This window comes from Bradyrhizobium cosmicum, assembly GCF_007290395.2.
Taxonomy (GTDB): Bacteria; Pseudomonadota; Alphaproteobacteria; order Rhizobiales; family Xanthobacteraceae; genus Bradyrhizobium; species Bradyrhizobium cosmicum.
Genome location: NZ_CP041656.2, coordinates 3336616 through 3350887 on the forward strand (window position 1 = coordinate 3336616; position 14272 = coordinate 3350887).

The 14272-nt window shown below is 65.4% G+C and carries 12 protein-coding genes; 4 read left to right on the forward strand and 8 right to left on the reverse strand.

Going from position 1 to position 14272, the window contains the following annotated elements:
* Positions 1-133: 133 nt before the first annotated feature.
* Positions 134-1330, reverse strand: coding sequence for an FAD-dependent monooxygenase (locus FNV92_RS16075; RefSeq protein WP_143845723.1), 1197 nt, complete (start codon positions 1328-1330; stop codon positions 134-136).
* 147 nt (positions 1331-1477) lie between these two features.
* On the opposite strand from FNV92_RS16075, the gene FNV92_RS16080 reads away from it, so the two are divergent.
* Positions 1478-1948: a MarR family transcriptional regulator gene (locus FNV92_RS16080; protein WP_015685710.1), complete on the forward strand. Its 471-nt coding sequence runs from the start codon at positions 1478-1480 to the stop codon at positions 1946-1948.
* Here the strand turns inward: FNV92_RS16080 and FNV92_RS16085 are convergent.
* The 3 genes from FNV92_RS16085 to FNV92_RS16095 form a co-directional block, all read right to left on the reverse strand.
* Entirely contained in the window at positions 1923-3176 is a 1254-nt protein-coding gene (locus tag FNV92_RS16085) for an O-antigen ligase family protein (RefSeq protein WP_168213695.1), read from the reverse strand. The two genes, FNV92_RS16080 and FNV92_RS16085, sit on opposite strands and share 26 nt — an antisense overlap.
* 155 nt (positions 3177-3331) lie before the next feature.
* Complete coding sequence (locus tag FNV92_RS16090; RefSeq protein WP_143846298.1) at positions 3332-4879, reverse strand: undecaprenyl-phosphate glucose phosphotransferase; 1548 nt, start codon at positions 4877-4879, stop codon at positions 3332-3334.
* A 117-nt stretch (positions 4880-4996) separates the two neighbouring features.
* On the reverse strand, positions 4997-6130 hold the full coding sequence (locus FNV92_RS16095) for a glycosyltransferase family 4 protein (RefSeq protein WP_143845720.1): 1134 nt from the start codon (positions 6128-6130) through the stop codon (positions 4997-4999).
* A 201-nt stretch (positions 6131-6331) separates the two neighbouring features.
* Between FNV92_RS16095 and FNV92_RS16100 the strand changes: the two genes are divergently transcribed.
* Complete coding sequence (locus FNV92_RS16100) at positions 6332-8608, forward strand: GumC family protein (RefSeq protein WP_143845719.1); 2277 nt, start codon at positions 6332-6334, stop codon at positions 8606-8608.
* Positions 8609-8652: 44 nt separating this feature from the next.
* On the opposite strand, the gene FNV92_RS16105 is transcribed toward FNV92_RS16100, so the two are convergent.
* Complete coding sequence (locus tag FNV92_RS16105) at positions 8653-9834, reverse strand: GNAT family N-acetyltransferase (protein ID WP_015685715.1); 1182 nt, start codon at positions 9832-9834, stop codon at positions 8653-8655.
* A gap of 130 nt (positions 9835-9964) precedes the next feature.
* Here FNV92_RS16105 and FNV92_RS16110 point away from each other — a divergent pair, with 130 nt between their 5' ends.
* Entirely contained in the window at positions 9965-11008 is a 1044-nt protein-coding gene (locus FNV92_RS16110) for a polysaccharide deacetylase family protein (RefSeq protein WP_143845718.1), read from the forward strand.
* Here the strand turns inward: FNV92_RS16110 and FNV92_RS16115 are convergent.
* Entirely contained in the window at positions 10998-11219 is a 222-nt protein-coding gene (locus FNV92_RS16115) for a DUF2842 domain-containing protein (protein WP_015685717.1), read from the reverse strand. The genes FNV92_RS16110 and FNV92_RS16115 overlap by 11 nt on opposite strands.
* Positions 11220-11328: 109 nt before the next feature.
* Between FNV92_RS16115 and FNV92_RS16120 the strand changes: the two genes are divergently transcribed.
* On the forward strand, positions 11329-12411 hold the full coding sequence (locus FNV92_RS16120) for a COX15/CtaA family protein (protein ID WP_143845717.1): 1083 nt from the start codon (positions 11329-11331) through the stop codon (positions 12409-12411).
* Positions 12412-12435: 24 nt separating this feature from the next.
* Here FNV92_RS16120 and FNV92_RS16125 read toward each other — a convergent pair whose 3' ends face one another.
* Both FNV92_RS16125 and FNV92_RS16130 read right to left on the reverse strand, forming a co-directional pair.
* Positions 12436-12786, reverse strand: a complete 351-nt coding sequence (locus FNV92_RS16125) for a hypothetical protein (RefSeq protein ID WP_143845716.1) — start codon at positions 12784-12786, stop codon at positions 12436-12438.
* A 119-nt stretch (positions 12787-12905) separates the two neighbouring features.
* Complete coding sequence (locus FNV92_RS16130) at positions 12906-14186, reverse strand: O-acetylhomoserine aminocarboxypropyltransferase (protein ID WP_015685720.1); 1281 nt, start codon at positions 14184-14186, stop codon at positions 12906-12908.
* Between the last annotated feature and the right edge of the window lie 86 nt (positions 14187-14272).

Genomic DNA, 14272 nt, shown 5'->3' on the forward strand with positions numbered 1-14272 from the left:
CCCGCTTGCGGGGAAGGCCGACGCGCTCGGCAGCGCAATTGCGCGCCAGAGCGCGGCCGGTGAGGGGGACTCTCCGCGAGTCCACTATCGGAAGCAGCCCCTCTCCCCGTAAGAACGGAGGGAGAGAAAGAAATTACACCGCCCGCGCGTCATACGCGTACATGAACTCCATGCTCTTCGAGCCCAGCGGCAACAGCCATTTCAGCATCTGATTGCGGACCCAGGCGCCGGTGGCGCTGAACTCGCGCTTGCTGTTGCCGTTGCGGCGGGCGATGGCGACGATCTTTTCGGTGCGCGGGCGCCGCTCGGCTTCGAAGGCCTGGAAGGTGGCGCCGAGTTCCTGGCCCTGCTGCATCAGGCGGGCGAGCCGCATCGCATCCTCGAGCGCGAGCGAGGCGCCTTGACCGGCATGGGGGCTGGTCGCATGCGCGGCGTCGCCGATCAGCAGCGAACGCTTGCGCGACCAGGTCGGCAGGGTCGCGACGTCGAGCGTGTCGGTGACCACGATGTTCTCGGCGGCCTCGATGATGGCGGGGATCGGATCGTGCCAGCCGCGGTGGAAGCCGCGCAGATGCTGCTTCAGCGTCGCCCGGTCCAGCGCTCGGAACATCGCCGCGTCCATGCCGTGCGCGGGCTGCGTGCTCCACCACATCACGCCGTCGCTCGGATCCGGGCTGCAATAGCCGTAGCCGAAGAAGCCGCTCTGGCCGAACGTGGTCTCGACGTTCGGGCCGATCGGCCTGCCGTCGAGCACGGCATGCGGCACGAAGCCGCCGAATCCGATCAGGCCGGTGTTGAACGGTTGCGGCCCGTCCGGCACGACCTGGCGCCGCGTGATCGAGTGCACGCCGTCGGCACCGATCAGGAAGTCGCCCTCGGCGGTGGTGCCGTCGGCGAAGTAAGCGATGATCGGCTGGTCGCCGCGGTCCTCGATCTTGATCAGGCGTTTGTCGAAATACAGCGAGACGCACGCGCTCCAGGCCTTGTCGATCAGGATTTCGTTCAGCGTGGCGCGGCACACGTTGACCGCCGGCTGGCCGAAGCGCCGCGCCATGTCGCGGTTGATCGAGCCGAGCCGCTCGCCGCCTTGCGAATAGAAGTCGAAGGATTCCGCGATCGAGCCGCGGCCAATCACCTGGTCCGCAAGCCCGATCTCGTCCAGTACGTGCATGCCGTTCGGCGCGATCTGAAGGCCGCCGCCAGTTCCCTTGGCGTAGGGCCACGCTTCGTAGATCGCAGAGTCGATGCCGGCGCGGCGCAGCAAGATCGCGGTGACGGGCCCGGCGATGCCGGCGCCGATGATCAGGGCCTTGCGAGGACGGTAGGACATGGCTTGCTCCCGACGTTTCCGTGGTGCTAGGAGAAATTACGGTCGCTAAATCTCTTAGCGACTAAGATATATATCGCCTAAGATATGAGGCCGACCTTGTCAAGGACGAAGGCGCGCGCTGCGCTGTTGCAGGAGCTCGAGGAGGCGATGCGCCGGTCGTCGGCGCAGGGCGTGCTCTATGGCCAGACCGTTGCGAATGTTGCCGGAATTGCCAATTCCGACCTCGAATGCATGGACATTCTCTATCTCGAGGGCCGCGTCACCGCAGGCCGGCTGGCCGAGGTCACGGGGCTGACGACCGGTGCCATCACCGGGGTCGTCGACCGACTCGAGAAAGCGGGGCTGGTGCGCCGCGAGCGGGACGAGAAGGATCGCCGCAAGGTCTTCATCGCGGTCGTGCCGGAGCAGGCGATGAAGATCGGCCAGCTCTACGTGCCGATGCAGCAGGCGATGGAGAAGGTTTTTGGCGCCTATTCCGACGAGGAACTGCGCCTGCTGCTGCGTTTCGCGGCCGAGGGCTACAAAGGCGTGCTTGCGGCGACCGAAGCGCTCAAGGGATTGCTCGACACGCCGCCGGAGAAGCGGCCCGACCTCAAGCTGAAGAAGCTTCGTCGCTAGTCTTCCTGTAGGCCTGTGCGGCCGCGATCATGCCCCACATGGCGCCGAGCATCATCCAGAAATGCCGCCAGTGGTCGGTGTCGATCACGAAGCTTTCGCCGACGGTGCCGATGAAGGCGGAGAAGACGGCGAGATAGGCGCGCTGCCAGGGCACACGGACGAAGATGTGCCTGATGCCTGTGATCACGGTGGTGAAGACCAGCGCGGGATAGCAGACGCCGGAGATCCAGCCGCCGGACATGAAGGCGTTGAGGTAGGAGTTGTGGGTATCCTCGGGGAAGAAGCGGTGGAATTGCAGCGGGCCGATGCCGAACGGCAGGTCGAGCGCCATCTCCGCACCCAGGATGTGCCGGCCGAACCGCCCGAAGCGGCCTTCGTCGTAGCTCTGGTCGAAGCTCGCGCGCTGCTTGAACATCTCGGCGGTGGAATCGAACGACATCAGCACCGCAATCAGCGCGAGGCCCAGCACCGCGGCGACGATCGCCATGATGATGATGCGCGAACGCTGCGTGTTGGTACGGCTGGTCAGCACCATCAGCGCCAGCATGCATACGGAGGTCAGCACCAGCCCGCCCCAGGCCGCGCGGGAAAACGCGAGCAGGATCGCCAGCGACATGATGCCGAACGCGACGACATTGCGGAGCGCCTTGCCGAGCCTGTCTGAGACCACGCTCTGGAGCGCGAACAGCGCGGGCAGGATCAGGAAGGCGCCGAGCACGTTCGGGTCCTTGAACGTGCCGCGCGCGCGTCCGTAGAGCGTGAGGAGATCGTCGCCGCCTGGGACCAGGTGGAAGTAGCCGGCGACGGCCGCCAGCGAGGCGACCATCGCGCCGACCACGAGACCGCGGCGGAGCATGTCGAGCCGGGCCGTCGTGTCTTCGGACGTGACCATGGCGAAGAACACCACAGTCACGGCCATGTACCAGGACGTCGCGATCCAGCTCACCACCTCGGGCTGCTCGTACAGCGGGATCGCGCTGATGGTGTAGCCGACATTGAGCAGGATCAGCATCAGCACCAGCGGCATCAGCGCGAGCCGCAGGCGCAGACCGGTAGCAAAGAAGGTGACGGTGGCGAGCAGCGTCACGATCTCGTAGGGGCTCGGCTCGATGAAGACGATCGCGCCGGAAGCGCCGACCAGCCACACCAGCGCGCGCTGCAGGGCCAGCACGCCGGGCGCAGCGCGAACCGCTGCATTCATGTCCCCGGCTGTTGCCGCATACGCCATTATACGCTCACATGCTCACGCAACTTGTACGCGACAAACTCAGCTGTCATCGCCCGGCTTGACCGGGCGATCCAGTATCCGCGGCGCGCATTGGAGAAAGCGGTTGGCGCCGCGGCGTACTGGATGCCCCGGTCAAGCCGGGGCATGACGGAAACTCAATACGCGTTCTCGTTCTTGGTCAGCAGCGAGATTGGCGTCTTCAGGAGAATGACGAGGTCGAACAGCACCGACCAGTTTTCGATGTAATAGAGATCGAACTCGACGCGCTTCTGGATCTTCTCCTGATTGTCGATCTCGCCGCGCCAGCCGTTGATCTGGGCCCAGCCGGTGATACCGGGCTTGACGCGGTGGCGGGCAAAATAGCCGTCGACGGCTTCGTCGAACAGGCGGCTTTGCAGCTTGCCCTGCACCGCATGCGGGCGCGGGCCGACCAGGGAGAGATTGCCGAAGAATACCACGTTGAAGAGCTGCGGCAGCTCGTCAAGGCTTGTCTTGCGGATGAAACGGCCGACGCGGGTGACGCGCGGATCGTTCCTGGTCACGACCTTCGAAGCCGTCGGGTCAGCCTGATGGTGGTGCATCGAGCGGAACTTGTAGACGTCGATGCGCTCGTTGTTGAAGCCGAAGCGCTTCTGGCGGAACAGCACCGGGCCGGGACTGTCGAGCTTCACCGCCAGTGCCACCAGTGCCATCACCGGCAGGGCCGCGAGCAGCGCGATGCCGCCGACGATACGGTCGAACAGCCATTTCATCACCAGATCCCAGTCGGTGATCGGCGCCTCGAACACGTCGAGCGTCGGCACCTCGCCGAGATAGGAATAGGAGCGGGGACGGAAGCGCAGCTTGTTGGTGTGCGCGGACAGGCGGATGTCCACCGGCAGCACCCAGAGCTTCTTCAGCATCTCCAGGATGCGCGTCTCCGCGGAGATCGGCAGTGCGAACAGCACGAGATCGACACGGGTGCGGCGTGCGAATTCGACGATGTCGTCGACCTTGCCGAGCTTGCGCGCGCCGGCGCAGGTGTCGAGTGCGCGACTGTCGTTGCGGTCGTCGAACACGCCGAGCACGTGGATGTCGGAATCTTCCTGCGCCTTCAGAGCCTCGACCAGCTGCTCGCCGTTGCTGTCGGAGCCGACGATGATGGTGCGGCGGTCGAGCCGGCCCTGACGTGCCCAGCCTCGCACCAGCGAGCGCAGGATCAGGCGTTCGCAGATGAGTGCGGTGAGCCCAAGGACGTAGAACGCGGCAAGCCACAGCCGCGAGACTTCGGTGCCGAACTTGGCAAAGAAGGAAATGCCGATGAACAGCAGGAAGACGAATGACCAGGACGAGATCATCCGGGTCATCTGCCGGAGCTGTCCGCGGAACAACTGCACCTGATAGATGTCGGCGGCCTGGAAGCAGATTACGGCGGCGACCGCAACGGCGACGATCTGCGCAGGATAAGTCCAGCTGAAGCCGACGAGCGGCATGACATAGCCGGCATAGAGTGCGATGCCGACCAGGCTGAGCAGTGCGAAGTCGACCACGCGCACGAAGCCGGTGATCACGATCGGCGAATAGGCCCGGGCGACCTTCTGGTTGACGATTTCGAGCGCTGCGGGCGAGAGCCGGCGGCGGCGTTCGACGAAGGGTTGGTCAGCCGGTCTGGCTGCGGCGGTGGTCGCGGCATCCAGCATCGAGCGTGCGTTGAGCGGTTCCACGGGCGTCCCGTCCATTCCAAAAACCCGCGGGCCGCAACTTTGCGCCCCGGGCGAGCATCCCCAGGCCATCGATTATCGGACAAATCGGAAGATTCTCTAAAGCGGCCTTAAGAATGGTTAATGATTGGCAAATGCGTCGCGATAACCCGCGAGCACGCCCTCGACCATGGTCTGCTGGGAGAAATGGGCGGAGATGCGCTCCCGCAGGGAGGAGGCGCGCTGTGCGGTTCCTTTGGGATCGTCGAGTGCGGCCGCGATCGCTTCCGCCATGGCCTCGGCGTTACTCGCCGCGAACAGGGCCGGGCTTTCCGGTCCGAAGATTTCGGGGATGCCGCCGACGCGGGCGGCGATCATGGGAATGCCGGCAGCCCCGGCCTCGATCACGACATAGGGCATGGAATCGCCACGCGAGGGGACGACCAGCAGCCGCCCCTTGGAGAAGCCGTAGCGCGCCTTGACGTGGCCGATGAAACGGATGGCGCTCGAGAGGCCGAGCTTCTCGACCTGCGCCTTGAGCGCCGCCATTTCCTCACCGTCGCCGCCGAGCGTGAGCGTGACCTTCCTGCCGCCTTCGTGCAGTCGGGCCACGGCATCGACCAGCAGATCCGCGCCCTTGATGTGCCTGAACTCGCCGACATAAGCGAGGTCGGTGGCATCGTCGGCGAGGACGACGGGCTCGAATTCCTCCGGCGTCACGCCGTTGAAGACGCAATGCACCACGCCCTTGGGCGTGCCGACGATGCGTTGATAGGTGTCGCGGGCAAAGGCGCTCTCGAACAGGAACAGGTCGGTCGCATCCATCAGCGTGCGTTCGAGGCGTGCATAAAACTCGCCCTTCAATGTGTGCAGCGGATAGTGCAGTGAGCCGCCATGCGGGGTGTAGATGCGGATGGTATCGTCGGAGCGACGCCGCAACCGGACGAAGGCGCCGGCCTTGGCGCCGTGGCCGTGCATGACGTCGGGTTTGAGCTCGCCGATCAGGCGTCGCATCCGCAGCCACACCAGAAAATCATCGGGCGACGGTTCGCGGCGAATCGCCAGCCGGTGCACGCCGAGCTTCAGCCGTGGCGCGAGCTCGGCCAGCGCCTTTTCCGCGCGCTCGCCGCCTGTGAGGCTGTCGGCGAGAATTCCGACGTGATGGCCGCGATCGACCTGACCGTTGGCAAGGTCCAGGATGTGCCGGAAGATGCCGCCTACGGGAGCGCGCACGGCGTGCAGGATGCGGAGCGGCCGGTCGGGAGAGGGGGGCATGATCAGAACCAGCGCTCGACCGCGAATGCGCGAACAATTATCGAAATATCGAGCTGGATTAAGAGCCCTCGTGGTTAACAAATGGTGTCGGCACCGTGCGCGCCGCTCGCGGCGTGACGCGATTAACCCAGCAGCAACCTTAATGGAGTGTAATCGCCGCGGTTGAGGTAGAGTCGCAGCGTTGCCCTGCGGGAGTGTTCGATGCGTTTAGCGTTCTGGCGTGCCGGCAAGGACAAGGCAGTGGTCGAGCGGGCTGTCTCGAAGCCCAAAGCCGAAACCGCGCCCGAGGTTGAAGCCAAGGATGAAGTAAAGCCTGCGCGCGTTGCGACAACCCAGGCACAAGGCGAATCCGGCGACATCGACCTGCACGCGCTCGGCGCGGCGCTGGGCCGCAAGCGCCGCTGGATCATCGTGCCGACGGTGCTCGCGCTGGTCGCGTCCGTCGCGGTCGTCAATCTCGTCACGCCGCGCTACAAGTCTGAAACCCGCATCCTGATCGACGGCCGCGAGAACGTGTTCCTGCGTCCGAACAGCGACCGCACCGAAGAGCGGCAGGCGCTCGACCCCGAGGCCGTCACCAGTCAGGTGCAGCTCGTGCTGTCGCGCGATCTCGCGCGCGAGATCATCAAGAAGAACAAGCTTGCGGAACGGCCCGAGTTCGATCCGGTGCTCCAGGGCGTTTCGCCGCTGAAGTCGCTGGCGGCGATGATCGGCATCGGCCGCGACCCGTTCTCGATGACGCCGGAAGAGCGCGTGCTCGACGCCTATTACGATCGGCTCCAGGCCTATGCCGTCGACAAGTCGCGCGTGATCGTCGTCGAATTCCAGTCGGCCGATCCCGATCTCGCCGCGCGCGTCGCCAATTCGATCGCCGACGGTTATCTGGTGCTGCAGCAGAATGTCCGTCAGGATCAGGCCAAGAACGCGAGTCAATGGCTCTCCGGCGAGATCGACAGCTTGCGCAAGAAGGTCTCCGAGGCCGAGGCGCGGGTGGAGGATTTCCGCTCGAAGTCGAGCCTGTTCGTCGGCACCAACAATACCACGCTGTCGAACCAGCAGATGGGCGAGGTCAACACCCAGCTCAACAACGCGCGCTCGATGAAGGCGGATGCGGAATCCAAGGCGCGGCTGATTCGCGAGATGCTTCAGAGCGGCAAGCCGATCGAATCGTCGGAAGTGCTGAACTCGGAATCGATGCGCACGCCGTCCCAGCAGCGGGTGGCGTTGCGAGCCCAGCTTGCCGAGCAGTCGTCCACGCTGCTCGGCAATCATCCGCGCATCAAGGAATTGAAGGCGCAGCTCGCCGATCTAGACACCCAGATTCGCGATGAGGCGGCCAAGATCGCCCGTTCGCTGGAAAACGACGCACGCTTTGCTAACGGACGTGTGCAGGAATTGACGTTGAGTCTGGAGCAGCTGAAGAAGCAGGCGACGTCGACCAACGGCCAGGACGTGCAGCTCCGTGCGCTCGAGCGCGAGGCCAAGTCGCAGCGCGACCTGCTCGAGACCTATCTTGCCAAATATCGCGAGGCCAATACCCGCGAGACCATCGACACCGCGCCGACGGATGGCCGCATTATCTCGCGCGCCATCGTCTCGAACACGCCGGCCTATCCGAAGAAGCTGCCGATCGTGCTGATCGTGACGATCGCGACGCTGCTGCTTTCGTCCGGCGTCGTCGTCACCGGCGAGCTGTTGCGCCAGACCGCGCCGCGTGCGGTGGCGGTGTCCGCCCCGGCGCAGGCGCAGGTACCACCACAGGCACCGGTTCGTCAGGAGCCGGCTGTGCTGCCGGTGGTCGAGCATATTGATTATCCGGCCATGGCAGAGCCTGCTCCGCTCCAGCCGGAGATGATAGCCGATGCCGACGTCACTGAATTCGACGAGATCGAGCGAGTGGCCGAGCGCGTGCGTGCCGCTGGTCCGTTAGCCAAGAAAATCACGGTGCTCGGCACCGCATCGGGTGAGGCCATCACGCTCTCGGCGTTGACGCTCGCCCGGCATCTGGCGCGTGAGGCCCGTGTCGTCGTGGTCGATCTCGCTGCTTCCTCGCCGACGATCGCGGCCGTGTCCGTGGATGCCTCCTCGCCCGGCCTTGCCGAACTGATGCAGGGCGAGGCCTCGTTCGCGCAGGTGATCACAAGGGACAAGCTTTCGCGGTTGCATCTGGTCATGGCCGGGCGTCCCGGCTTCGATCGCAGCCTGCTGCAATCGCCGCGGGTGACACTGGGGGTCGACGCGCTGCTTCGGGCCTACGACTATGTGCTGCTCGACGCCGGCAGCGCCTCGGACCTTCCGGCGGAACTGCTGACGACGAATGCCCGCGCCGTCGTGGTGCCCGATGCGTCGATGACGCCGGATGCGCGCACGTTGATGTGCGAGCAACTCAGCGCCGTCGGCTTCAGCGAGGTGACGATGCTGCTCAAGCCGGTGCAACCGTCGAATGCAGTGGAAGCGCCCCGCGTCGTGGCGGCGTAGTTCCTGCTCTTTTCATGCTTGGGTGGATTCAACGGCGCGGATAGCTACCCGAACGCTCGCCGCAGTCGCTGCGCGAGGTCGAGCAGCACCTGGTTCTGCTTCACCAGCCGTTTGCCGTGGCTCAATGACGACATCGCCATCGCCGCGAGCTTGCCGCGGGAGGTCAGCGGAACGAAGCTGTCGAAGATGGCTTCGTCGTCCTTGCAGAACATTCGCTTGTACTCGTCCGAGCCGATGCCGAGGTCGAGCGAGCGGTAGCCGCGCTCGGCGTAGCGATCGATGATGTAGCGCATCAGGATCAGCCCGGGGCTGTAGCGGGCGTGCTCGGACATCGTGTAGGTGTTGAACATCATCGAGAAGCGCTGGCCGTCGGCGACGCCGGCGAAGATCGCGATCACCTCGTCGTCGCATTCGAGCGCATGGATGTCGATGACGCGGCCTTCGCCGCGCGGCGCCAGGCAGGCGCTGCGGATGAACTGCTCGACGCCGGGCTCGGCGAAGACGTTGGGCAGCTTCTGCTCGGCCATCCGCGCCGGCTTGACGCGGAAGAACCAGTCGAGCAGGCGGATGACGTCCGCGTCCGTGGTGGCGAGGTGATAGCGATAGCCGGCAAGCGCCTGGAGCTTCTTCTCCTTGCTCTTGAGGCGGCGGCGGAAGGAATTGCTGATGCGCGATGCTGGCGGACCGCCGGGCTCCATCACCAGCAGCGGGCAGCCGTTGATCGCGCTCTGGCGCGGGAGAGCCGCAAACGGGTTCTGCTGGTCGTTCCAGCGCAGCGGCTGCTGCGTCAGCGACAGCACGTCGGCATGCTCGCGCAGCGGCGCAAGCAGCGCGTCGAGATCGGCCGCGCCTGCCTCTGCCGCGAACTCGGCGTTCCACAGGCCCATGTTGAAGGTGGTGTGCTTGCCGCCCATGAAGCAGGCGGTGCGCACGCCGTGGCTCGGGCGCAGCGAGAGCGGCAGCAGCACGAGCGGCCGGCGATCGGCGTCGCGGGCAATCACGATGAAGGGACGGGCGCTGTCGCGGCCGCCGACCAGCTGTTGCCAGGGGCCGAGCAGGTCGAAGCGCTGATAGGGCGTGAAGAGGTGGCCGCACTCCTCGAAAGCGCGCCAGACGGCTTCGGCCTCGCCGAGATCTCCGACGATGTCGACATGCGCGATCCGGCTCGCTTTTGACCGCGCTGGCGATTCTGCCGTCCGGCTTTGCATCGCCGCAGCCATGGTCATTCACGAAACCTGTCGAGAAACGAAAATTTACGTAATTCGGCCTGTGGCCGACCTTTGCAAAGAAATGTCAACAAAAGGTAAGGACAATGAGCAAGCAAGACGGGCCGACGGCGAACGCGAAGGCGGGATATTGTCATCCGACGACAGATGGCTGGAGCGGTTGCGGCTTGAACTGGCCTGGTTCACCGGACAGGCGGCGTTGCGCAGTCGGGGGGCCGGCGCCATCCTACGCTTTACGCACGTGCGGCCGCGGCGGCGCGGCGCGTTCCAGCCGCTGCGCGAGCACGAGATCACGCCGCAATTCCTCGACCGCGCCATCCGGGCTCTGAAGCGGTGGCGGTACGATTTTGTCGGCATGGACGAAGTCTGCCGTCGCGCGGTGACACTGCCGGAGAAGCGGCGCTTCGTTGCGCTCACCTTCGACGGCGCGAACAAGGATCTCATCAGCTTTGCCTATCCAGTGCTGGTGCGTCACGCCGTGCCGTTCACGATCTATGTGCCGACCGCGTTTCCCGATGGCGTCGGAGAAGCCTGGTGGCTCGGGCTCGAGCAGGTGATCGCGCGCGAGAGCCGCATCAGCCTGATGATGGGCCAGAAGGAGCAGCGCTTCGTCGTCACTGGCAATGCCGAGAAGCAGGCGCTGTTTTCGCATCTCGAGAGCTGGCTGCGCGCGCTGCCGCCGGCGGATGTGTCGGCCGCGATCGCCGATCTGTGTACGCGCTATCGGATCGACCTTGCCGCGCTTTCACGCGCGGCGTCGATGGATTGGGAGGATCTGGCGAGACTGGCGGCAGATCCGCTCGTCACCGTCGGCAGCGCGACCGTGAACTATCCCGTCCTCGCCAACATGAAGGACACAGCCGCGCTGCGCGAGTTGACGATGGGCAAAGCAGTAGCGGAAGCAGCCTTCCACCGCGAGATCCGGCATCTGGCGTTTCCGTTCGGCGATCGTGCCTCGTTCCGGCGCAGCCATGTCGTGATGGCCGAGGAGGCCGGCTTTGCCAGCGCGGTGTCGGCGATCCCAGGCATCGTGGACGCGGAGGGCCGCACCAATCTGCGCGCGCTGCCGCGGATTTCCTGGGGCGGCCGCGTGCGCTCGCTGCGCATGCTGCGCGTGCTGGTATCGGGTGTTGCCTTTGCGCCGGTGAAACCGACCGGCAGTCTCACGAGCTAGATTTGATACGGTCGGGGCGCTGCATCCAGCTCACGATCGGCATCGCCGGCAAGACCCAACCCATGCCGACCACCACGTAATAGATCGCCTGCCGCCAGCCGGACTCGGCGATCCACGGCATCTGCGCCAGCGCCATGCCGAGCAGGGCCCAGACGGTGGCGAGCACCAGGAGCAGGATGGCGCCGAGGAACTTGCGGGTGCGGATCGTCATGATGGAATGCTGCGGCTTTCGCGTAACTTGCGCTGCGGGAGCGGGGGACTATAAGGGGCACGCAGTCCGGTTCAAGCCTCATTAGCCCAAGTCCTGGTTTCGCTCCCGAATGACGACGATTTCCGCCTCCAACAACCCGCATCGCGCCGTGCGCTGGTGGCTGATCTCGGTGGCCGCGCTGATCGCGCTGATGGTGCTGGTCGGCGGCGCGACGCGGCTGACGGAATCCGGGCTCTCGATCGTCGAGTGGAAGCCGGTCACGGGCAGCGTTCCTCCGCTCTCGGAGGCGCAGTGGGCCGAGGCGTTCGAAGCCTACAAGAAGATCCCGCAATATCGCGAGCTCAACGCGGGCATGAGCCTGCCCGAGTTCAAGCAGATCTTCTGGTGGGAATGGAGCCACCGGCTGCTCGGCCGCTTCATCGGCGTCGCCTATCTCCTGCCGTTCCTGTTCTTCCTGTGGCGCGGCGGCCTCTCCGGTGACTTGAAACGGCGGCTGTGGTTGCTGTTCGCGCTCGGCGGCCTCCAGGGCGCGGTCGGCTGGTGGATGGTGGCCTCGGGCCTGACGGAACGGGTCGAGGTGTCGCAATATCGGCTGGCGACCCATCTGCTGCTGGCGCTGCTGATCTTCGCCGGCATCGTCTGGACGGTGCGGCGGCTCAAAGAGCGGCCGCAGATCGCCGCACCCGCGCGGCTGCGCTTCACCAGCGCGCTGCTTCTCGTCGTGACCTTCGTGCAGATCTATTTCGGCGCGCTGGTCGCGGGGCTGCGCGCCGGGCGTGCCTACAATACCTGGCCGCAGATCGACGGCGCGTTCATTCCCTCCGCCGAGCGGCTGTGGTTCGAGACGCCGTGGTGGCGCAACATGTTCGACAATGTGCTGACGGTGCAGTTCGAGCACCGCATGACGGCCTATGCGCTGTTTGCGCTGGCGGCACTGCACGCTATCGACGCGGTGCGCTCGCGCGCGGGTCTGGCTGCCACCGGCGCGCTCTGGCTGTTCGCGGCGGTGAGCCTGCAGGCGGTGCTCGGCATCCTCACGCTGCTCAACCAGGTGCCGATAGACCTCGCGCTTTCGCATCAGGCGGTGGGGATCGCAGTGCTGACGCTCGCGGTCATGCAGGTGGAACGGCTTGCGTCGCGGCAGTCCACGGAGGCGCAGCCGCGCGCGGTTCCGGTCGGTCAGCCCGGCTGATCACCATCAGCCCGGCCGATCAGGTCAGCAGTAGCCGTACATACCGCACGCGTAGGGCAGGCGCCAGAAATAATCGACCTGCTTCCCGCCGTAATACGCGCCCTGATAGTCGTAGTCCCAGGGGCGGCCGTAATAACCCGGCAGCGTGTGCGAGCCGGGCAGGAGCGGGGTGCCCGGCAGATTGCGGATGTAGCTGCCGATCCCATAGGCCGGAGAGATCAGCGCATCCGGATCGGTCTCGACATAGACCTTTGGCGGCTCCTGCGGCGCAGCCGCAACCGCGGCCCGGCGCTTCGGTGTGGCCGGCAGATCGGCGGCGAGCGCGCTCGAGACCGTCAGCATCACCGCCAGGGCAGGCACCATCCAGCGCAGCATCGTCGGCTCCGAATCAAAAGGGGCGATCCAAGAACGATGTATGCGGCCAATATGGTTAATGACTGTTAACTGGCGGCGCGATTCCGGGACGGCTGTTTGTACCGCCCCGGTGGCAACAACTACGCGCCCAGCGCCTGTTCCAGATCCGCGATCAGATCTTCCTTGTCCTCGATGCCGATCGAGAGCCTGACCACATCGGGGCCGGCGCCGGACTTGATCTTGGCGGCGTCGTCGAGCTGGCTATGCGTGGTCGAGGCCGGATGGATCACCAGCGAGCGGGTGTCGCCGACATTGGCCAGGTGCGAGAACAACTGCAGTTTCGACACCAGGCTGACGCCCGCATCGTAACCGCCCTTCAGGCTGAAGGTGAACACCGCGCCCGCACCCTTCGGCGCGTATTTGCGCGCGAGCTGGTGGTACTTGTCGCTGGGAAGGCCGGCATAGCTGACCGAGGCCACCGCCGGATGGCCCGCGAGGAATTCGGCGACGGCCTTGGCGTTGTCGCAGTGCCTCTGCATGCGCAGCGGCAGCGTCTCGATGCCGGTGAGGATCATGAAGGCGTTGAAGGGCGACAGCGCGGGACCGAGGTCGCGCAGGCCGAGAACGCGGCAGGCGATCGCGAAGGCGAAATTGCCGAACGTCTCCTGCAGCTTGATGCCGTGATATTCCGGCCGCGGCTCGGACAGCATCGGATATTTGCCGCCCGTGGACCAGTCGAACGTGCCGGCATCGACGATGATGCCGCCGAGCGAATTGCCGTGGCCGCCGAGAAACTTGGTCAGCGAGTGCACGACGATGTCGGCGCCGTGGTCGATCGGGCGGATCAGATAGGGCGATGCCAGCGTGTTGTCGACGATCAGCGGCACGCCCGCCTTGCGCGCCACCGTCGAGACGGCCTCGATGTCGGTGATGCTGCCGCCGGGATTGGCGATCGACTCGATGAAAATGGCTTTGGTGCGTGGCGTCACCGCGCGCTCGAAGCTCGCGATGTCGTCGGTATCTGCCCACACCACGTTCCAGCCAAAGCTCTTGAACGCGTGCGTGAACTGGTTGATCGAGCCGCCATAGAGCTTGCGCGCTGCGATGAATTCGTCGCCGGGCTGGAGCAGTTGCTGCAGCACCACGACCTGTGCGGCATGGCCCGAGGCGACCGCGAGCGCCGCGGTGCCGCCTTCGAGCGCGGCAACGCGCTCCTCCAGCACCGCGTTGGTGGGATTGCCGATGCGGGTATAGATGTTGCCGAACGCCTGCAGGCCGAACAGCGAGGCGGCGTGGTCGGCGTCGTTGAAGACGAAAGACGTCGTTTGATAAATCGGAGTCGCGCGCGCACCGGTGGTGGGATCGGGCTGTGCACCGGCATGCACGGCAAGGGTGGAAAATCCCGGAAGGCGATCGCTCATTGGGGGCGTCCTGTTCTCATGGTCTGAAATGGCGCGGCATGCTGATCGGCGCCGCGCCCGCCGTCAAGGCGCCGCTTCACATCAGC

Excerpts from the sequence above, each read along its gene's own strand:
- FNV92_RS16075 (WP_143845723.1), bottom strand. The coding sequence starts at position 1,330 with ATGTCCTACCGTCCTCGCAAGGCCCTGATCATCGGCGCCGGCATCGCC.
- FNV92_RS16080 (WP_015685710.1), top strand. The coding sequence starts at position 1,478 with ATGCGCCGGTCGTCGGCGCAGGGCGTGCTCTATGGCCAGACCGTTGCG.
- FNV92_RS16085 (WP_168213695.1), bottom strand. The coding sequence starts at position 3,176 with ATGGCGTATGCGGCAACAGCCGGGGACATGAATGCAGCGGTTCGCGCT.
- FNV92_RS16095 (WP_143845720.1), bottom strand. The coding sequence starts at position 6,130 with ATGCCCCCCTCTCCCGACCGGCCGCTCCGCATCCTGCACGCCGTGCGC.
- FNV92_RS16100 (WP_143845719.1), top strand. The coding sequence starts at position 6,332 with ATGCGTTTAGCGTTCTGGCGTGCCGGCAAGGACAAGGCAGTGGTCGAG.
- FNV92_RS16105 (WP_015685715.1), bottom strand. The coding sequence starts at position 9,834 with ATGACCATGGCTGCGGCGATGCAAAGCCGGACGGCAGAATCGCCAGCG.
- FNV92_RS16115 (WP_015685717.1), bottom strand. The coding sequence starts at position 11,219 with ATGACGATCCGCACCCGCAAGTTCCTCGGCGCCATCCTGCTCCTGGTG.
- FNV92_RS16120 (WP_143845717.1), top strand. The coding sequence starts at position 11,329 with ATGACGACGATTTCCGCCTCCAACAACCCGCATCGCGCCGTGCGCTGG.
- FNV92_RS16125 (WP_143845716.1), bottom strand. The coding sequence starts at position 12,786 with ATGCTGCGCTGGATGGTGCCTGCCCTGGCGGTGATGCTGACGGTCTCG.
- FNV92_RS16130 (WP_015685720.1), bottom strand. The coding sequence starts at position 14,186 with ATGAGCGATCGCCTTCCGGGATTTTCCACCCTTGCCGTGCATGCCGGT.